The sequence below is a fragment of the Nonomuraea composti genome, from assembly GCF_012034275.1.
GTDB classification, from domain to species: domain Bacteria; phylum Actinomycetota; class Actinomycetes; order Streptosporangiales; family Streptosporangiaceae; genus Nonomuraea; species Nonomuraea composti.
Window position 1 is genome coordinate 169,619 of record NZ_JAATEP010000004.1, and the last position, 19,114, is coordinate 188,732.

Genomic DNA, 19,114 nt, shown 5'->3' on the forward strand with positions numbered 1-19,114 from the left:
CGCGGGAGCGGGCCCGGGAAGCACGACGATCATGGCGGGGTGCTGACCTGGGCGGACGGATGTAACTTTCAGCGGCGCACGACCGCCAGCGGGCACGGCGCGTGGTGCAGGAGCGCCTGGCTGATGGAGCCGATGAGCATGCCCGCGAGCTGCCCGTGCCCCCTGGACCCGACCACCAGCAGGTCGGCGCGCGCGGACGCCTCCTTGAGCACTTCCACCGGGTGCCCGTGCACGACCTCGGCCACCACGTGCACCCCGGGGTGCCGCTCCCGGTGCCCGGCCAGCGACTCTTTCAGCGCACGCAGCGTGTCCTGCTCGCTCTCGCGGGAGGCGGGCTCGAAGCCGCCGGGCTGGGGCCAGGCCCATGCGCGGACGACGCGGAGCCGGGCGCCGCGCAGCTCGGCCTCGGTGAAGGCGAAGTCGAGGGCCCGCCCGGCGCCGGGTGAGCCGTCGGTGCCGGCCACGACCTCGCCGCGCGGCGACGGGGGCGGGTCGTGGATGAGCACGACGTCGGAGGGCGCGTGCGCGGCGACGCCGTACGCGACGGATCCGACCAGCAGGCCGCGCACGCCGCCGATGCCGCGGCTGCCCACCACCAGCAGCTCGGCCTCCTCGGACGCCTTGACCAGCGCCGAGCGGGGGTCGCCGGGGAGCAGCGCGCCGTCGAGGCGCACCTCGGGCCACACCCGGCGGGCGCGTTCGCAGGCGGCGGTGAGGACGGTCTCGGCGCCGTCGCGCATCCACTGGGCCACCTCGGCGTAGCGGACGGCGCCCTCGCACACCCACTTCGGCACGGCGTGCGCGACGGTCAGCGGCGCCTGCCTGAGCCGGGCCTCGGCGGCGGCCCAGCCGGCGGCCTCCAGCCCGGTACGGGAGCCGTCCACCCCTACGACGATCATGACAGCGCGTAACACTCGACCTCGGCACGGCGGAACGGCAGCCCCTGTGCCTCGGAGTCGCGGGCGCACCTGCGCTCGGACCTGCTGAGCTTGAGCGTGCCGCAGACGGTGACGCCGGAGTAGGTGCGGCAGTCGAGCCCCGGGTCGGTCCTGCCGACGCGGTACATGCGCTTGACGGCCGCCCGGCACTTCGCCTTCCCCGTGTCGGAGTAGCGGCACTGGGCGATCAGAGTGTCGTACTGTTCCTGGCTGACTTCGTGCCGATCCATGCCGTCCCCGGCGGCGGCGGTGGCGCCGGACGCGGCCAGCACGACGATGAGTCCTGCGACAGCGGCGAATCTCTTCATGTTTCCCCTGATGGGGACCGTACCGCTGACGGCGATCGCCAAACCTGCGCGGCGCGGGTTTCGGGCGGGCCGGGGCGTGGGTACGATCACCGCCGACCAACGCGGGAGCCCGGTGGAGACCGGGCTGAGAGGACGGCTGACAGCCGCCGACCGCCAGAACCTGCTCCGGATAATGCCGGCGAAGGGAGTTTGCGCGATGACGAGCGCGCGTTTTTCCAAGGTTTACCAAGGTGAGCTGCGGGTGCCGATGCGCGAGGTGCGCCTGTCGAACGGCTCGTCGGTGACGCTGTACGACACCTCGGGCCCGTACACCGACCCCGCCTACGAGCCGGACCCGCGGCGGGGCCTGCCGCGCCGGCGCGAGGAGTGGGTGCGGGAGCGGGCGCGGGCGGGTCACCCGGTCACGCAGGTGGGCTGCGCCCGGCGCGGGCTGGTGACCAGGGAGATGGAGTTCGTCGCGGTGCGCGAGGGCGTCACCCCCGAGTTCGTCCGCCAGGAGGTGGCCGCCGGCCGGGCCATCATCCCCGCGAACGTCAACCACCCGGAGTCCGAGCCGATGATCATCGGCCGCGAGTTCCTCGTGAAGATCAACGCCAACATCGGCAACTCGGCCGTCACCTCCTCCATCGAGGAGGAGGTCGAGAAGATGACGTGGGCGACGCGCTGGGGCGCCGACACGATCATGGATCTGTCCACCGGCGCCGACATCCACGAGACCCGGGAGTGGATCCTGCGCAACTCGCCCGTCCCGGTCGGCACGGTGCCGATCTACCAGGCGCTGGAGAAGGTGAAGGGCCGGCCGGAGCTGCTGTCGTGGGAGGTCTACCGCGACACGCTGATCGAGCAGTGCGAGCAGGGCGTCGACTACGTGACCGTGCACGCGGGCGTGCGGTTGGCGCACGTGCCGCTGACCGCCGGGCGGAAGACGGGCATCGTCTCGCGGGGCGGCTCGATCATGGCCGCCTGGTGCCTGGCGCACCACCGCGAGAGCTTCCTGTACGAGAACTTCGCCGAGATGTGCGAGATCCTGGCCCGCTACGACGTGTCGTACTCGCTGGGCGACGGGCTGCGCCCCGGCTCGATCGCCGACGCCAACGACGAGGCCCAGTTCGCGGAGCTGCGCACGCTGGGCGAGCTGACGGCGATCGCGCGCGAGCACGACGTCCAGGTGATGATCGAGGGGCCGGGCCACGTGCCCATGCACAAGATCAAGGAGAACGTCGACCTGCAGCGCGAGCTCTGCGACGACGCCCCGTTCTACACGCTCGGCCCCCTCGTGACGGACATCGCGCCCGGCTACGACCACATCACCTCGGGCATCGGGGCCGCCATGATCGGCTGGTACGGCACGGCCATGCTCTGCTACGTCACCCCCAAGGAGCATCTGGGCCTGCCCGACAAGGACGACGTCAAGACCGGCGTGATCACGTACAAGATCGCCGCTCATGCGGCGGACCTGGCCAAGGGGCATCCGCGCGCGCAGGCGTGGGACGACGCGCTGTCGGACGCGCGCTTCGAGTTCCGCTGGGAGGACCAGTTCGACCTGTCGCTCGACCCTGAGACGGCGCGCTCGTTCCACGACGAGACGCTGCCGGCCGCGCCCGCGAAGACCGCGCACTTCTGCTCGATGTGCGGCCCCAAGTTCTGCTCGATGCGGATCAGCCACGAGATCAGGGACGCGGGGTACGCGGAGAAGGCGGCCGAGTTCCGGCGGCTCGGGGGCACGATCTACGTGGAGTGACGCATTGTCCAATGTCCAAACCCGCAGGTCTGGACATTGATGACGGGGATTGCCGCTCTTCTGGTGGCAACGTGACAGTGAGCCCGGCCGGGGCTTCCACGACCACCAGAAGAGAGGATCTTTCGTGTCGATCAGAACTCGCGCGGCGGTCGTCGCCGCCGCGTCCGCCGTCGTCGCAGGGCTCGCCGCCACGCCGGCCTCCGCCGACGTCCACCGGGGGGTGGCCGGGTGCTTCGCCTGGTCCTGGGGCGACGGGAACACCTCGGTGACCGTCTACTGGCACAACCGGTGCACGACCAAGCACAAGATCACCATCAAGTACAGCCTGAGCTGGACGTACAAGACCTACACGGCCACCGTCGGCGGCGACGGCAAGGGGCACAAGAAGTTCCAGACCGCCTCGATCGTGTCCATCAAGGACGCGGGCCGCGCCTAACCCGGCAGCGTCTCCCCGCCGATCGGGGCCAGCACCTCGCCCGTGTAATACGACGAGAGCCGGTTCGAGGCGAAGAACACGTACGACGGGGCGATCTCGTCCGGGTCGGCGGCCCGCCCCATCGGCACCTGCTTGCCGAACTGCTCCACCTTCTCCTGCGGCATGGTCGCCGGGATCAGCGGCGTCCACACCGGTCCGGGCGCGACGGCGTTGACCCGGATGCCGCGCTCGACCAGGTTCTGGGCCATGGAGTAGGTGAAGGCGTTGATGGCGCCCTTGGTGGCGGCGTAGTCGATCAGCGTCTTGTTGCCGCGCAGGCCGTTGATCGACGAGGTGTTCACGATGGCCGCGCCCTCCCGCAGGTGCGGGAGCGCGGCCTTCGTGACGCGGTAGTAGCTGTGGATGTTGACCGCGAACGTGTGCTCCCACTGCTCGTCGTCCAGCTCCTCCAGGCCGTCCACCGGCGCCTGGTAGGCCACGTTGTTCACCAGCACGTCCAGGCCGCCCAGCTCGGAGACCGCCTGCTCGACGACGGAGACGCAGTGCGCGCGGTCGGCCAGGTCGCCGGGCAGCAGCACGCAGCGCCGCCCGGTCTCCTCGACCAGCTTGCGGGTGTGCGCGGCGTCCTCGTGCTCGGTCAGGTACGCGATCGCGACGTCCGCGCCCTCCTTGGCGAACGCCACCGCGACCGCCCGGCCGATGCCCGAGTCGCCGCCGGTGATCAGCGCCTTCTTGCCGCTGAGCAGGTCGCGCCCGACGTAGTCGCGCATCTCGTCGCGCGGCTCGGGCGCCATCTCGCCGGTGTGGCCGGGGTAGGGCTGGTTCTGGGGTGGTGGTGTTTGCGACATGCCAGCGGCCTGCCCTTCATCGGGTATGGCTAACGCCAGCTATGTCACGAATCCTTGTGATCTGAGCCAGTCGCGGGCCACCAGGACGGGCACGTCGCCGTCCACGTCCACCTGCGCGTTGAGGCCGCGCATCACCTCGTCGGTGAGCTTCGCGGAGATGGGCGCGAAGAGCTTGGCGATCTCCGGGTGGGCGTCGGCGAGCTGCCGCCGCATCGTCACGGACACGTTGTAGAGCGGGAAGAAGTGCCGGTCGTCCTCCAGCACGACCAGGTCGAGCGCCTTGATCCGGCCGTCGGTCGTGCTGATCAGGCCCATCGCGCACTGGCCGCTGGAGATCGCGTTGTAGAGGATGCCCACCGACACCCGGCGCACGCCGGCGCGAGGGACGTCCGCGCCGTACGTCAGGCCGTAGCCGCGCAGCATGCCGAGGAAGCCGTCGTCGCGGCCGAAGGTCTCGTGGTCGACGCAGAACGTGCGCCGCGCGACAGGGATCTTCGTCAGGTCGGAGATCCTCGTCAGGCCGTACCGCTGCGCCGTGGTGCGTTTCAGGCCGATCGCGTACGTGTTGTTCAGCGGGGCCGGCGGCAGCCAGACGATGCCGTTCGTGCGCAGGTCGAGGTCGCGCACGGCCGCGTACTGCCGTTGCGCGTCGGGGATGGGGGTCTCCTGGCCCAGGTACGTGATCCAGCCCGTGCCCGTGTACTCCCACATGAGGTCGGCGTCGCCCCTGGTCAGCGAGGCGCGGGCGTTGACGCTGCCCTGCACGTTCGTCTGGTCGGCCACGTCCGCGCCGGCGGCGGTGAGGGCGAGCACCGCGATCTTGCCGAGCACGAGCTGCTCCGTGAACTCCTTCGACGTCACCCTGACCCGCACGCCGTCGAGCGCGGGCACCGGGCGGATGCTGCCCGGCTCGACCGGCGGCACGAACGACGACGCGGGCCGCAGCCCGCACGCGGCGACCGCACCTGTGACGAGCAGCAGCGCCACCAGCGCTCTCACGTCAGGCCCTTCGGTGACAGGTAGCGCTGCGCGAGGCCGCCCAGCCAGTCGATGATCAGCGCCAGCACCGCGATCAGCACGCAGCCCGTGATCAGGACCAGGTTGCGTTGCGTGCTCACCCCCGTCGTGATCAGGTCGCCGAGCCCGCCGGAGCCGATGAACGCCGCGATGCCGGCCGTGCCCACGTTCAGCACCAGCGTCGTGCGCACCCCCGAGAGGATCACCGGCGCCGCCATCGGCAGCTCCACCTTGAACAGCACCCCGGCCGCCGACATGCCGATGCCCCGGCCGGCGTCCACCAGGCGCGGGTCCACCTGCTCGATCCCCACCATCGTGTTACGCAGCGTCGGCAGCAGGCTGTAGGCGAACAACGCGACCACCGCCGTCCAGAACCCGATGGTGAACAGCACCGCCAGCAGCACCACCAGGCCCACCGCCGGGGTGGCCTGGCCCAGGTTCACCAGCGACAGCACGACCGGCGTCGCCCTGCGCAGCGCCCGCCGGGTCAGCAGCACGCCCAGCGGCAGCGCCACGACCAGCACCAGCACCGTCGAGAAGAACACCAGCTCGACGTGCTCCCACGTGCGCCTGACGAGGAACGCCAGGTTCAGCGAGCCGCGCTCGATGCCGTCGAGCGGCACGGCCTGCGTGTAGCCGACCATCGCCGCCGCCACGGCCAGGTAGCACAGCGGCGGCAGGATCACGTGCCACGACCGCCCGATGCGCGGCTCCGGCGTGGTCTCCTCCTTGGCCGCCGCGCTCTCGACCGTCACGGGGCCTCGCCCCTGCGCAGGCGGCGCTCCCGCTCGCGGGCCTTGATGGACTGGATCGCGTTCTGGACCGTGCCCAGCGACAGCGCCCCCGCGTACGCCCGCCGCCTGCCCAGCACCGGCAGGACGTCGGTGTCGGCGTTGAGCAGCGTCTCCAGGGCGTCCTGCAACGTCATCCGGTGAGCGATCGAGACCGTCACCGGCTCGCCCGCGTCGCCGACCGGGCCCTGGATGCCCTCCAGCTCGGCCTGGGCGATCCACCGCAGCGGGCGGCGCATGCCGTCGAGGATCAGCGCGTGGCCGCGGCCGTCCAGCTCGACCTCGCGCAGCAGGTCGCGCGCGTCCATGTCCTCGGAGGCGTACGGGATCCGGTCGAGCTCGATGTCGCCCACGTGGGTCAGGCGCAGCAGCCGCATCGAGGAGCCGCCGCCGAGGAACTGCTCGACGTGGTCACTGGCCGGGTTCGTCAGGATCTCGGCCGGTCGGGCGTACTGCACGACGTGGCCGGGACGCTGCATGATCGCGATGTGGTCGCCGATCTTGAGTGCCTCGTCCACGTCGTGCGTGACGAACACGATCGTCTTGGCCAGCTCCTCCTGGAGGCGCAGCAGCTCGTCCTGGATGCGCTCGCGGCTGATGGGGTCGAGCGCGCCGAACGGCTCGTCCATGAGCAGCACCGGCGGGTCGGCGGCCAGGGCCCTGGCCACGCCGATCCGCTGCTGCTGGCCGCCCGACAGGCGGCGCGGATAGCTGTTGCGGTACGTCTCCGGCTCCAGGCCGACCAGCGTGAGCAGCTCGTCCACCCGCTCGGCGATGCGCTTGCGGGGCCAGCCGAGCATCCTCGGCACCTGCGCGATGTTCGCCGCCACCGTCATGTGCGGGAACAGGCCGGCCTGCTGGATCACGTAGCCGATGTGCCGGCGCAGGCGGTCGGGGTCGATGTCGCGGGAGCTGCGGCCGCCGATGAGGATGTCGCCCGACGTCGGCTCGATCAGGCGGTTGATCATGCGCATGGTGGTCGTCTTGCCGCAGCCGGAAGGGCCGAGCAGGACCACGATCTCACCCGCCGGGATGTGCAGGTCCAGCTCCCGCACGGCCGGCTCGCCGCCGCCGGGGAACGCCTTGGTCACCTTGCGCAGCTCGATCGGCACGCCGCCGGCGGCCCCGTCAGCCATGCCTGAGCCCGGGAGTCGTCAGCCGGCCCAGCAGGACGAAGCAGCCGTCGAACAGCAGCGCCAGGATCGCCACCCCGATCGTGCCGGTCAGGGCGGAGTTGACCGCGTTCGCGCCGCCCAGCCGGGCCAGGCCCGAGAAGATCTGCTCGCCGAGACCCGGGCCCGAGACGTACGCGGCCACCGCGCCGATGCCCATCGCGAGCTGCGTGGCGACCCGGATGCCCGTCAGGATCACCGGCCAGGCAAGCGGCAGCTCCACCCGGGCCAGCGACCCGCGGCGGCTCATCCCGATGCCTCTGGCCGCGTCGACCAGCGTCGCGTCCACGCCGCGCAGGCCCACCACGGTGTTACGGATGATCGGCAGCAGCGCGTACAGGACGATCGCGGTCACGCTCGGCGCCACCCCCAGCCCCAGCGGGGGGATCAGCAGGCCGAGCATGGCCAGCGACGGGATCGTGAACAGCACCCCGGCGATCGACGTCGCGACCGCGGCCGGCCTGGGGCGGCGGTAGGTGGCCACGCCGACGAGCACGCCGAGGACGGCCGCCACCAGCACGCACTGGGCGACCATGCTGGCGTGCTGCACGGTCTCGAAGAGGATGAGGTCCCACCGGTCCTCGACGTACTCCCACAGGTTCATCCCCCGGAGACTTAACCCCGGCCGCTCACCTCAAACGCCTCACCCGTCACACGAACGCCGAGGTCAGGGCTCTAGTCCGGCGACGAAACCGGCCATCCCGGCCAGCCAGCGGTCCGGGTCCTCGGCCTTGCGGCGGGCGTACTCGGCGACCTCCGGATGCGGGAAGATGTGGAACCGCTCGGCCGCCAGGCCGTCGACCACCGCCGCCGCCACGTCGGCCGGGTCGAGGATCGCGCCCGACGCGCGCACCGCCCTGGCCGTCAGGTGATCGGTGCCGATGCCGTGCTCCAGCATCGCCGTCTGTACGCCCTGCGGGCACAGGACGCTGACCTTGATGCCCTTGGGGGCGTAGTGGATGGCCAGCCACTCGGCGAACGCGACCGCCGCCGCCTTCGTCACCGCGTACGGCGCGTCGCCCGGGCAGCTGATCAGGCCCGCGGCCGAGCACGTGTTGAGCAGGTAGCCGCCGCCCCTGGCCACCATGGAGGGGACGACGGCGCGGGCGGCGTACACGTGGGCCAGGACGTTCACCGCGTACAGGGTGCGCCACTCCTGGTCGGGGGCGTCCAGGCCGTGGCCGCCGATGACGCCGGCGTTGGAGCAGAACAGGTCGACGGGGCCGAACGGGGTGTCGGCCAGCGCGGCCACGTCCTCCTCCTTGGAGACGTCGGCGCGTACGGGGGTCGCGCGCGGGCCGATCTCCTTGGCCACGGCGGTGGCGCCCGCCTCGTCGAGGTCGGCCACGACCACGCCCTTCGCGCCCTCGTCGGCGAACCTGCGTGCCAGGGCCCGGCCTATGCCGCTCGCGGCGCCCGTGACGACGACGACCTTGTCCTGTACCCGCATGAGCGCTCTCCTCCCGGCTTTTGCCGCCGCGCCTGCCCACCACGCATACCGAACGTGATTCTACTGCGGGGAGGGGAGGCAGATGAGAGGTTTCTCATCTGCACCTCAGCGTGGTCTCCTCGAAGGGCGGCAGGGTCGAGCGCATGAAACATCGGGGAACGGTCATCCTCCTGGCCCTCGTGGCGGCGGCGGCCGGGGTCATGACGGTGGGGCTGGTGCGGGCGGCCGACGAAGAGCTCGACCTGGGCGGGCCCGTCGTGGTCTCCCCGTCGTCCGGCCGGGGCAGCGCGGCCAGGCCCGTACGCGGTGACGACGGTAGCCCGCCCGAGCAGCCCGGCCGCGCGGGCGATACCGGCGACGCCGAGCCGGCGACCTCCGCCAAGGCGTCACCGAAGGCCGGTCCCGAGCCGTCCAAGAGCGAGCGGCCGGTCCGGGCCGAGCAGCGGCCTGCCCCGCGCAAGACCAAGGCGGAGCCGGTCAAGCCGCCCTCCCCGAGGCCCGGTGGCGACGACGATGATGACGACGATGGTGGTGGCGACGATGACGGCGACGACTGATGGGAAGGCGGCCACATGCGGCTGAGCGCCCGGGCCCGGATCGTGGGCTGGATGCTCGTCGTCGTCGGAATCGCCCTGGCCGTCGCCGTCTCCGTGACCTGGTCCACGCTGCTCGCCCGCCTCGACCACCGGATGGAGCTCGAGCTGGGCAACGAGGTCGAAAAGCTCCGCCGCTACGCCGCCAGCGCGCACGACCCCCAGTCGGGGCAGCCGCTGGCCGACGTCGAAGACCTGCTGATCGGCTACCTCCAGCTCAACGCGCCCGACCGGTGGGAGACCTTCTTCAGCATCCTCGACGGCAAGGCCCACAAGATCAGCGCGGTGCCGCCGCCGGTCCGCCTCGACACCGACGAGCGGCTGGTCGCCCGCATGGCCAGGGCCACCAGAGTCGAGCGCCACGAGATGGAGACCAGCAAGGGAACGGTCCACTACGCCGTGATCCCGGTCAGCGTGTCCGGCGACCCCCGGCGCGGGCACTTCGTCGTCGCGCACTTCTACGACCGCAACCGTGACGACATCGTCGACGCCGTCGGCGTGCTCGGCCTGTCCGCGCTGGCCGCGATGGCGCTGGCGGGAGCCGCCGGCTGGCTGGTCGCGGGGCAGGTGCTGTCGCCCGTACGGCTCGTCCGCCAGACGGCCGAGCAGATCAGCGACTCCAGCGACCTGACCCGCCGGCTCGACGTGCCGGGCGACGACGACGTCGCGGCGCTCGCCTCAACGTTCAACCACATGCTCGACCGGCTCGAACAGGCCTTCGTCGTGCAGCGCCACTTCATGGACGACGCCGGCCACGAGCTGCGCACGCCGATCACGGTCATCCGCGGCCACCTCGAGCTGATGAGCGACGACCCCGACGACCGCGCCGAAACCCTCGCCCTCGTCACCGACGAGCTCGACCGGATGAACCGCATCGTCGACGACCTGCTCACCCTCGCCAAGGCGGAGCAGCCCGGGTTCCTCGCGCTCGACAACGTCGAGCTGGCCGACCTCACCGTCAGCGTCGTCGCCAAGGCCCGCGCGCTCGGCGACCGCCAGTGGCGGGTGGACGAGGTGGCCGAGGCCCGCCTGCCCGCCGACCGCCACCGCCTCACGCAGGCGCTCATGCAGCTCGTGGCCAACGCCGTGCGCCACACCGCCGACGGCGACGTGATCGCCGTCGGCTCCGCCGTGCGTGACGGGCGCGTCGAGCTGTGGGTACGCGACAGCGGTCCCGGCGTGGCACCGGCCGAACGCGAGCGGATCTTCGGACGGTTCGTCCGCGGCGCCGGCCGCACCGGCGCCCACGACGGGGCCGGGCTCGGGCTGGCCATCGTCAGATCCATCGCGCAGGCCCATGGAGGCACGGTGAAGGCGACGGAGGCACCTGGAGGAGGGGCCTGCTTCGTCATGTCCCTTCCGTTGTGGGAGCTGTGGAGGCTCAGTTGAACCGGATTCTGATCGCCGAGGACGAAGCGCGCATCGCCTCCTTCGTGGAGAAGGGCCTGCGCGCCAACGGCTTCGTGACCGCCGTCGTCGCGGACGGGGTGGCGGCGTACGACCTGGCCAGCGCCGGCGGCTTCGACCTGCTCATCCTCGACATCGGGCTGCCCTTGAGCGACGGGTTCACCGTGCTGCGGCGGCTGCGCGGGTCCATGGTGACCATCCCGGTGATCATCCTGACCGCGCGCGACAGCGTGAGCGACACGGTCGCGGGGCTGGAGGGCGGCGCCGACGACTACATCGCCAAGCCCTTCGCCTTCGAGGAGCTGCTGGCCCGGGTGCGGCTGCGGCTGCGGGCCGACCGCACGCCCGAGGTGACCGTGCTGCGGGTCTCCGACCTGTCGCTCGATCTGCGGACGCGCCGCGTCTACGTCGGCGACCGGGCGGTGGACCTGTCCACCAGGGAGTTCGCGCTGGCCGAGATCTTCTGCCGGCATCCCGACCAGGTGCTGACGCGCGAGCAGCTGCTCAGCCACGTGTGGGGGTTCGACTTCGACCCCGGCTCCAACGTGGTGGACGTCTACGTACGCTACCTGCGCCGCAAGATCGGCGCCGACCGCATCGAGACGGTGCGGGGCACGGGCTATCGCATGAGAGTTGCCTAATCTTCACCTCACCACCGCTTCACCCCCCACCACCAAGCTGTTCACCGGGAACACTGCGGAAGGAGCGGCTGTGCTGTCCGGATTGACGATGGACCTCGTGGCGATCACCCTGCTCGCCTACGGCCTCTACTATCGGCGCCACCACCGGCGCGACCTGCTCTTCGCCTACATCGCGCTCAACGTGGGCATCTTCGCGGTCGTGTCGCTGCTGCTGGTCCAGCGCGTCGACATCGCCGTCGGGTTCGGGCTGTTCGGCGTGCTGTCCATCATCCGGCTGCGATCCAGCGAGATCACCCAGCAGGAGATCGCCTACTACTTCGTCGCGATCGTGCTGGGCCTGGTCAACGGCATCGCCGCCGCCTGGCCGCTGACGGCCCTCCTGCTCAACGGCGTGCTGCTGGCCGTCATGTACATCGCCGACCACCCCGGCCTCCTCGGCCGGACCCGCCACCAGCTCGTGACCCTGGACGTCGTGCACGCCGACCCGGAGGCGCTGCGGGTGGACCTGGAGAGCCGGTTGCGGGCCCGGGTGCTGCAGTGCGAGATCACGCAGGTGGACTACGTGCGGGATGTGACGGTGGTGGACGTCCGCTATGTGACGCCCAACGCGCGGGCAGGTGTGCGATGAGACGCCACCCAGGACGCCCCCGACGCCCGGCGGGCATGGCGGGCTCCCCACAGTCGGCAGGAGAGGCGGGAACGACCGAACCGTACGCGGAGGCGCTGCTCGCGGGGGTCGCCGCCAGCATGCCGCCGATCGGGCTGGAGGACGTGCCCGAGCTGATGAGCCGGATGGACCACAAGTACATCGTCACCACCGCCACCATGGCGCGGCTCGCGGCCGAGCTGGGTGACCGGTTCCTGGCGTTGTGCATCGAGGGCCGGCGGCAGTTCCGCTACACCTCCACCTACTTCGACACCCCGTGCCTGCTCACCTACCACCAGCATCGGCAGGACCGGCGGCGCAGGTTCAAGCTCCGCACCCGTACGTACCTCGACGGCGGCGGGCGGTGGCTGGAGCTCAAGCTCAGCGGCGGGCGCGGCAGCACCGACAAGCACCGCATCCCCTACGACGGCGTGCCCGGCGACACGCTCACCGACGAAGCGCTGGATTTCGTCCGCGACACGCTGCTCGGCGAGCTGCACCTCATCGCGCCCGAGACGCTGGAGCCGGTGCTGGCCACCGACTACAAGCGGGTCACCCTCATCGACCGGTCCGGCATGGCGCGGCTGACCTGCGACACGGGGCTGATGTTCCGCGACGGGCGGGGCAGCGCTCCGGCGCGGGGAGACCTGGTGCTGCTGGAGTCCAAGTCGGTCGACGGAAAGGCGCTGGTCGACAAGGTGCTGCGCGGCCTCGGGGTCCGGCCGGTGAGCGTGAGCAAATACTGCCTCGCGGTCGCCGCCCTTCTGGAGCAACCCGCCAACCGGTGGCAGCCCGTGCTGCGGCGCTACCTCGTCCACCGGCCGAGCCCCCGCCACCTTGCCGCCACCCGAGTACCTGGGGCGGAGCCCGGCGGCCTCCTCGCGGCGGCGGCCGAACGCCGTGACCGGCTGGCATAGTGATCCGCCATGAACGTCGCCCAGTGGCAGTTGCTCGATGAATCCGTTCGCGACCAGATCACGGAGGCGATCCACACGGCCGTGGCCGCCGGGCGGCACGACTTCGAACGCGTCGTCCGAGGCGTGCTCGAAACCTGGGCGCACGAGGTCGACGACCAGGCCCTGCTGGACGAAGCCGTCAGAGACGTCACCGCCGAGGAGTTCGCCGCCCACCTCGCCGCGCAGGCCCGCTGGTCCGCGATCACCGACAACGACCGGCTCAGCCTGGCCATGGGCGAGCTCGCCCAGGCCGGGATCCTTGCCCGCGAGCACTACACGTGCTGCATGACCTGCGGGCTCACCGACATCAGAGGCGAGATCGCCGGCCTGTCCGGGGTGCGCGGCTACGTCTTCTACCACGAGCAGGACGCCGAGCGCGCCGTGGCGGGCGGCGGCCTCCACCTCGCCTTCGGGCCCGCCGACCTCGAGTGCGACCCCCGCCCCGACCGGATCGGCGCCGAGATCGCGGAGACGCTCCGGCGGCGGGGGCTGCGGGTCGAGTGGGACGGCGACGCCGGGCAACGCATCCACGTGCCGATGACCTGGCAACGGCGCCGCTTCGCCTGGCTGTCGCACCATCCGGAGCCCTCAGGCCCGCAGCATCCGGAGCCGGGTGAGACCCGCGCGCCCGACCCTCAGCCTGGGCTGCGAGTCACCTTCTGCGACTACGCCTGGGCCGCCCACTCGGACGACCCGGTCGTCATGACGGCTCAGGAAAGCCGCGACCTGCTGCTGTGGCTGACCTCCCGCGACGGCAACTTCGCCTGCTACGAGGGCCGGTCGGGCGACGTGCTCCAGTTCGCGTGGGAGGGCGGAACCCGCCTCTGGGCCGAGACGCCGGACGTGGAGGCCGGCTGCTCCCATGGGCGGTATGTGACGCTTGACGAGGCGCTGGCGATGGTCGCGATCCTCGCGGAGGAGGACCGCATCGGGCTGCGGGACTTGGGGGACCTGGAACTGCTCACCTGGTCATGACGCAGCGGTGGGAGCGGCGCGCCGCAGGGCAGTGCGGGGCAGCGCGGTGCGTCGGCGTGCGCTGTGGTGGTGCGCCGGTGCGGCGGGCGGCAGCGCGGTGCGCCGGCGTCGAGGGGCGGTTCGGTGCGGTGCGATCGCGCGGCGCGGCGGGTGCAGCGCGGGCAGCGCGGTGGGGAGATGTGGGATTTTGGCGCGCGATCTGGCGATCATTACTACTATGGCTAACCGCTATCCATCGCGTCTCCGTTTGAGTGAACCAAGGATCCGTGAGTAACAGCAGCTTTGGGCCGGAATCGACCGGTCGTGACCAGAACGCCGAGGGGTGGTCCGGTGCATCGGGGCGTCCGCGAAGGCGCCGGCGCCCGTCCAGGGAAGGCGCGGGCGATCGCGGGGTCACGCCCCGCCAGGCTGACGGGCAGGAGCGTTTCGAAGGAGCCGGCGGGCCGGGTGACGGGCGGCGCGGGCGCCGGCGGGCGGGTGGTGCCGGTGCCGGTCACACTGGGCGAGCGGTCGGCGCATCCGAGGGTGGTCGCGCTGCCCGGGCGGCCGGCGGGTCCGACGGTGGTCGCGGTGGTGGGGCCGGGGGCGGCGAAGGTGGCTCGCCCGTAGATGATGGCGGGCGGAGGCGGCGTACCGGGTGGAAGCGGTTCATACCGAGCTGGAAGCTGGTCGTCGTCGGGGTCGTGGTCCTGGTGGCGGGGCTGTTCGGGATGGTCATGGTGGCGTACGCGCTCACCCCGCTCCCCAAGGAGACGCAGCAGCACGCCACCGAGCAGGGCAGCATCATCTACTACCGGGACGGCAAGACGGAGATCGCGCGGCTGGGCACCAAGCGGGAGATCGTGCCGATCTCGAGGGTTCCGCGGCACGTCCAGGATGCGTTCATCGCCGCCGAGAACCGGACGTTCCGTACTGACCCGGGCATCTCGGTGTCGGGGATCATGCGGGCGGTGTGGAGCACGGTGACGGGCCAGCAGGTGCAGGGTGGCTCGACGATCACGCAGGAGATGGCGCGCGGCTACTACGACGGCCTCAGCCAGGAACGGACACTGGCGCGTAAGGTCAAGGAGATCTTCGTCTCGATCCGCGCGGGCAAGGAGATGTCGAAGGACGAGATCCTCGCCAATTACCTGAACACCATTTATTTCGGTCGGGGCGCGAACGGGATCCAGGCCGCCGCACAGGCGTTCTTCGACAAGGACGTGGACAAGCTGACGCCCGCCGAGGGGGCGTACCTGGCGGGCCGGATCCAGAGCCCCGACGCGTTCGACCGGGCGGAGTCGGCGAAGAACTGGGCGCCGACCAAGGAGCGGTTCACGTACGTGACGCGGGGCATGGCGATCGTGGATCCGGCGAAGTACGGACGGTTGCCGGAGACGGCGAAGTTCCCGAAGCTGGCCAGGCTGGACAAGAAGGAGACCCTCAAGGGCATCAACGGCTACATGGTCGACATCGTGCAGCGGGAGCTGGAGAAGCGGGGGATCAGCCGGGAGCGCCTGCGCAAGGAGGGGTACCGGGTCACGACGACGTTCGACAAGAAGCTGATGCAGGCCGCGAAGAAGGCGGTCGAGAGCAACCTCGCGGCCGTCGGCGACAAGTACATCCACGCGAACATGGCGGCCGTCGACCCGCGTAACGGCCGGGTGGTCGCGTTCTACAGCGGCCACGACTACCTGAAGAGCTTCACCAACAACGCCTTCGACGCGAACAAGCAGGCGGCGTCGGCCTTCAAGCCGTACGTGCTGGCCGCCTGGCTGCAGAAGGGGTACAGCCTGCGGAGCTACGTGTCCGGCGACGGGCCGGTCACGCTGCCGGGCACGAAGCCGATCGGCAACTCGCACGACGTGGGCCCGGCCGTGCAGATCGACCGGGCCACCGCCGAGTCGGTGAACACGGCGTTCGCGACGATGGCGCAGGAGGTCGGCCTGGAGGAGGTCGCGAAGATCGCCGAGGGCGCCGGGATCGACAAGGACGACGTGGAACGGGCGATCAAGGACCACGCGTACGGCATGTCCATCGGCGCCGGCCTGGTGACCCCGGTCGAGCAGGCCACCGGGTACGGCATCTTCGCCAACGGCGGCGTGCACCACGACGCGCACGTGGTCCTGACGGTCAAGACGTACATCGGGAAGACCGTCATGAAGGAGGCCGCGCAGACCAGGACGGTCATCAGCCCGGACGCCGCCGCCGACTCCACCTACGCGATGCAGCAGGTCGTCAAGTACGGCACGGCGAGGGGCACCGCGCTGCCCGACGGGCGGCCGATCGCGGGGAAGACCGGCACGAACAACGAGAACAAGGAGGCGTGGTTCGTCGGGTACACGCCTCAGTTGTCCGCGGCGGTCGGGATGTACAAGGAGGTCCCGCAGGTCGATCCGAAGACGCGGAAGGTCCTCAAGGACCCCAACGGATACGCCCTGAAGAAGGAGGTCTCCCTCGGGAACATCCAGGGCGCCGGGACGCCCACCAAGATCTGGCGGGACTTCATGGCGGTCGCGATGGCGGGCAAGCCGGTCGAGCAGTTCCCGCCGCCCGCCTTCGCGGGGGAGCCGCACGACCTGGTACAGAAGCCGGCGCCGAAGCCGACCAAGGACCCGTCCGAGGACCAGGGCGACGACACCGGGGCCGACCCGGCCTGCGCGGCCGACCCCGCCTGCGCCGGTGCCCCCGACGACGACGGGGCCGTGGGTGACGATCCGCTGGGCGACGGCGGCGACCCGACGCTGGACGACAGCGGCGACAACGGCAATCACGGCACCAACGGAAACAATGGCAACCACGGCGACGGCGGTGATTCCGGCGGCCCTGGTGACGGTGGCACCACCGTCGACGACGGCACCCAGCCGTTCGGGGGCGGCTGAGCCGCTGCGCCCGATCAGGCGCGGCGCGACAGCATGCGGTCGAGCAGGATGGGCCCTGTGGTGAGCGCCGCCAGGCCGGCGCCCAGCCACGGGATGGCCTCGGTCCCGGCCCCGGCCTCCAGCACGACGGCGGCGAAGCCGGGCACGAGGCTGATGCCGAGCTGGAACGCGGAGACGGTGGCGGCGCCGGCCAGGGTCGGCGCCTGGCCCGCGATGGCGAACACCCGCCCGTAGATCGCCGGATTCAGGACGAACCCGGCCACCCCCAGGATCAGCACCAGGGGGACGACGGCGATCGCGTGCCTGGCGAAGGCCCCGAGCAGGACCGAGGTGACCAGGATGCCGAGCGTTCCGGCCAGGAGGGCGTGGGTGGGCAGCCGGTCGGCGATCCGGCCCCCGATGGACAGCCCGGCGAAGGCCCCGACGCCGAACAACGTCAGGATCGCGGGGATCCAGATGCCGGGCACGCGGGTGACGTCCGACAGGAACGCCGCGAGGTAGTTGTAGGTGATCATGTAGGCGGCCGTGCTGAGGAGGGTGGCCGCGTACACGATCCACAGCTGGGGGCGTCGCATCGTACGCAGCTCGTCCCGCACACTGGCGGTGCCGCGCGCGGTCGTGGCGGGCAGCGCCACCAGCGTCAGGATCGCGCCGGCGACCGTGAGGCCGGCCACCGCCCAGAAGCCGCCGCGCCAGCCGGTGAAGTAACTGACCAGCGTGCCGGCCGGGCCGCCGGCCACCATCGCGAGGCTCAGACCGCTGACGACGACGCCCGAGGCGCGCGCCGCACGGTCCGGCGGCACCAGGCCGATCGCCGTCACCGCCGCCACCGCCCAGAAACCGGCGTACGCGAGGCCCGACAGGAAACGCGTCACCAGGAGCACCGCGTAACTGTCGGTCAGGACGCCCACCACCACGCAGGCGGCGAAGGCGGCCTGCGTGGCCACCAGCGCCGTCCGGCGCGGCCAGCGGAGGGTCACGATCGCCAGCGGCGGGCCGCCGACGACCACGGCGGCGGCGAACGCCGAGATCAGCGCCCCGGCGGACGACAGGGTGATCCGCAGATCGCCGGCGATCGCCGGGAGGACGCCGGCGAGCAGGAACTCCGCGCTGCCCATCGCGAACAGGCTCAACGCCAGCAGGTACACCCCGAGGGGGAGGCGGCCGCGGGCGAGCCGCGGCCGTCGCCCCCGTGCGGTCTCGACGCTCACCGGCCCGCCCCTTCCCTGCGGCCGGCGTGCGAACGCCCAGCTTCCGGACGCTCAGCTTCCGGGTGGGCATCGTTCGCGCGGGCCCCGTTCAGGTGGGCATCGTTCGGGCGGGCGGCTTCCGAGCGGGCACTGTGCGGGCGGGCCGGGCGGCGCCGCTCGACGGAGCGTCGCACGTCCTCCTCCGTCAGGTCGCCGTTGATGGCGAAGGCGGCGGCCGAGCCCATGCCCGCCGCGGTGACCACCTGAGCGCGCGGGTCGATGACGTTGCCGGCCGCCCAGACACCCGGGACGCTGGTACGGCCGGTGCGGTCGGTGACGACCCAGCCGCCGTCGTCCTTGGCGCAGCCCAGGCCGGTCAGCAGCTCGTCCTGCGGGACCATGCGCGGGACGAGGAAGGCGGCGGCGCGGGGGAGCGCGCGGCCGTCGGTGAGCTCGATGCCGCGCAGCCGGCCGTCCTCGACGGCGAGGCGGTCGATCGTGCCGTCGATGACGCGCAGGCCGTGGCACTCCAGGCGGTCCCTGTCCTCGGGCGTCAGGTCGAGGGTGTGCCGGACGAAGAGCACGTCGTCGCTCCACTGGCGCAGCAGCAGGGCCTGGTGCACCGCGCCGGGGTGGGTGCCGAGGACGGCGAGGGGCTGGTCGCGTACCTCGTAGCCGTGGCAGTAGGGGCAGTGCAGCACGTCCTTGCCCCAGCGCTCGCGGGCGCCGGGCAGGTCGGGCAGCTCGTCACGCAGGCCGGTGGCCACCAGGATGCGGCGGGCCCCGAGCACCTGGCCGCCCGCGAGCCGGACGGTGAAGGCGGGCCCACCGTCTTCAGCTGACTGGTGGCTGATGTTCTCGGCCCGGTCCGCGATGAGCCGTACGCCGTACCGGGTGATCTCGGCGCGCCCGAGTTCGAGCAGTTCGGCAGGGGGCAGGCCGTCGCGGGACAGGAAGCCGTGCATGTGCCCGGCCGGGGCGTTGCGCGGCTCGGCGGCGTCGATCACGGCCACCTTGCGCCGCGCGCGTCCCAGCAGCAGGGCGGCGTTCAGGCCGGCGGCCCCGGCGCCGACGATCACCACGTCGTAGCTCAGCTCGCCGGAGTCGTGTGCGTTCATCGCCTTGTTCACAGCGATCACCTCCG

Annotated in this window: 20 protein-coding genes and 1 riboswitch; of the genes, 10 read left to right on the forward strand and 10 right to left on the reverse strand. The window is 71.6% G+C overall.

Going from position 1 to position 19,114, the window contains the following annotated elements; all coding sequences use genetic code 11:
- Positions 1-68 precede the first annotated feature (68 nt).
- Complete coding sequence (locus tag HCN51_RS08140) at positions 69-899, reverse strand: universal stress protein (protein WP_168008333.1); 831 nt, start codon at positions 897-899, stop codon at positions 69-71.
- Positions 896-1,246: a hypothetical protein gene (locus tag HCN51_RS08145; protein WP_080042671.1), complete on the reverse strand. Its 351-nt coding sequence runs from the start codon at positions 1,244-1,246 to the stop codon at positions 896-898. Before HCN51_RS08145 ends, HCN51_RS08140 begins: the two co-directional genes overlap by 4 nt.
- A gap of 91 nt (positions 1,247-1,337) precedes the next feature.
- Positions 1,338-1,450: riboswitch (TPP riboswitch) on the forward strand.
- On the opposite strand from HCN51_RS08145, the gene thiC reads away from it, so the two are divergent.
- Positions 1,443-2,987 (forward strand): phosphomethylpyrimidine synthase ThiC, encoded by a 1,545-nt coding sequence (thiC, locus tag HCN51_RS08150; RefSeq protein ID WP_240972592.1) that lies wholly within the window; start codon positions 1,443-1,445, stop codon positions 2,985-2,987. (Overlaps the previous riboswitch by 8 nt.)
- Positions 2,988-3,111: 124 nt before the next feature.
- Complete coding sequence (locus HCN51_RS08155) at positions 3,112-3,423, forward strand: hypothetical protein (RefSeq protein WP_168008337.1); 312 nt, start codon at positions 3,112-3,114, stop codon at positions 3,421-3,423.
- Here the strand turns inward: HCN51_RS08155 and HCN51_RS08160 are convergent.
- The 6 genes from HCN51_RS08160 to HCN51_RS08185 all read right to left on the reverse strand — a co-directional run bounded on the left by HCN51_RS08160 (position 3,420) and on the right by HCN51_RS08185 (position 8,701).
- A complete protein-coding gene (locus HCN51_RS08160) occupies positions 3,420-4,271 on the reverse strand; it encodes an SDR family oxidoreductase (RefSeq protein WP_168008339.1) in 852 nt (283 codons plus the stop codon). The genes HCN51_RS08155 and HCN51_RS08160 overlap by 4 nt on opposite strands.
- Before the next feature lie 39 nt (positions 4,272-4,310).
- On the reverse strand, positions 4,311-5,270 hold the full coding sequence (locus tag HCN51_RS08165) for a glycine betaine ABC transporter substrate-binding protein (protein ID WP_168008341.1): 960 nt from the start codon (positions 5,268-5,270) through the stop codon (positions 4,311-4,313).
- Positions 5,267-6,043, reverse strand: a complete 777-nt coding sequence (locus HCN51_RS08170; protein WP_346433576.1) for an ABC transporter permease — start codon at positions 6,041-6,043, stop codon at positions 5,267-5,269. Before HCN51_RS08170 ends, HCN51_RS08165 begins: the two co-directional genes overlap by 4 nt.
- Positions 6,040-7,215 carry an ABC transporter ATP-binding protein gene (locus tag HCN51_RS08175; RefSeq protein WP_168008343.1) on the reverse strand — a complete coding sequence of 392 codons (1,176 nt, stop codon included), beginning with the start codon at positions 7,213-7,215 and terminating at the stop codon, positions 6,040-6,042. Before HCN51_RS08175 ends, HCN51_RS08170 begins: the two co-directional genes overlap by 4 nt.
- A complete protein-coding gene (locus HCN51_RS08180) occupies positions 7,208-7,855 on the reverse strand; it encodes an ABC transporter permease (RefSeq protein ID WP_080042665.1) in 648 nt (215 codons plus the stop codon). Before HCN51_RS08180 ends, HCN51_RS08175 begins: the two co-directional genes overlap by 8 nt.
- A 63-nt stretch (positions 7,856-7,918) precedes the next feature.
- A complete protein-coding gene (locus tag HCN51_RS08185; RefSeq protein ID WP_168008345.1) occupies positions 7,919-8,701 on the reverse strand; it encodes an SDR family oxidoreductase in 783 nt (260 codons plus the stop codon).
- Between the two features lie 143 nt (positions 8,702-8,844).
- Between HCN51_RS08185 and HCN51_RS08190 the strand changes: the two genes are divergently transcribed.
- The 8 genes from HCN51_RS08190 to HCN51_RS08225 all read left to right on the forward strand — a co-directional run bounded on the left by HCN51_RS08190 (position 8,845) and on the right by HCN51_RS08225 (position 16,780).
- On the forward strand, positions 8,845-9,258 hold the full coding sequence (locus tag HCN51_RS08190) for a hypothetical protein (protein ID WP_168008347.1): 414 nt from the start codon (positions 8,845-8,847) through the stop codon (positions 9,256-9,258).
- Positions 9,259-9,273: 15 nt separating this feature from the next.
- The gene (locus HCN51_RS08195; RefSeq protein WP_206066712.1) at positions 9,274-10,683 is read left to right on the forward strand and encodes a sensor histidine kinase; all 1,410 of its coding nucleotides are present in this window, start codon (positions 9,274-9,276) and stop codon (positions 10,681-10,683) included.
- On the forward strand, positions 10,680-11,342 hold the full coding sequence (locus HCN51_RS08200; protein ID WP_080042661.1) for a response regulator transcription factor: 663 nt from the start codon (positions 10,680-10,682) through the stop codon (positions 11,340-11,342). The genes HCN51_RS08195 and HCN51_RS08200 overlap by 4 nt, the downstream gene beginning before the upstream one ends.
- A gap of 88 nt (positions 11,343-11,430) precedes the next feature.
- Positions 11,431-11,970, forward strand: coding sequence for a DUF4956 domain-containing protein (locus HCN51_RS08205; RefSeq protein WP_168008608.1), 540 nt, complete (start codon positions 11,431-11,433; stop codon positions 11,968-11,970).
- The gene (locus tag HCN51_RS08210) at positions 11,967-12,905 is read left to right on the forward strand and encodes a polyphosphate polymerase domain-containing protein (protein WP_168008349.1); all 939 of its coding nucleotides are present in this window, start codon (positions 11,967-11,969) and stop codon (positions 12,903-12,905) included. Before HCN51_RS08205 ends, HCN51_RS08210 begins: the two co-directional genes overlap by 4 nt.
- 9 nt (positions 12,906-12,914) lie before the next feature.
- Positions 12,915-13,919 (forward strand): DUF6891 domain-containing protein, encoded by a 1,005-nt coding sequence (locus HCN51_RS08215; protein ID WP_168008351.1) that lies wholly within the window; start codon positions 12,915-12,917, stop codon positions 13,917-13,919.
- 330 nt (positions 13,920-14,249) lie between these two features.
- The gene (locus tag HCN51_RS08220; RefSeq protein ID WP_168008353.1) at positions 14,250-14,528 is read left to right on the forward strand and encodes a hypothetical protein; all 279 of its coding nucleotides are present in this window, start codon (positions 14,250-14,252) and stop codon (positions 14,526-14,528) included.
- A 74-nt stretch (positions 14,529-14,602) separates the two neighbouring features.
- Positions 14,603-16,780, forward strand: coding sequence for a transglycosylase domain-containing protein (locus HCN51_RS08225; RefSeq protein ID WP_168008355.1), 2,178 nt, complete (start codon positions 14,603-14,605; stop codon positions 16,778-16,780).
- A 14-nt stretch (positions 16,781-16,794) separates the two neighbouring features.
- On the opposite strand, the gene HCN51_RS08230 is transcribed toward HCN51_RS08225, so the two are convergent.
- A complete protein-coding gene (locus tag HCN51_RS08230; RefSeq protein ID WP_168008357.1) occupies positions 16,795-17,991 on the reverse strand; it encodes an MFS transporter in 1,197 nt (398 codons plus the stop codon).
- Complete coding sequence (locus tag HCN51_RS08235; RefSeq protein WP_346433577.1) at positions 17,988-19,100, reverse strand: NAD(P)/FAD-dependent oxidoreductase; 1,113 nt, start codon at positions 19,098-19,100, stop codon at positions 17,988-17,990. The genes HCN51_RS08230 and HCN51_RS08235 overlap by 4 nt, the downstream gene beginning before the upstream one ends.
- Positions 19,101-19,114: the final 14 nt, after the last annotated feature.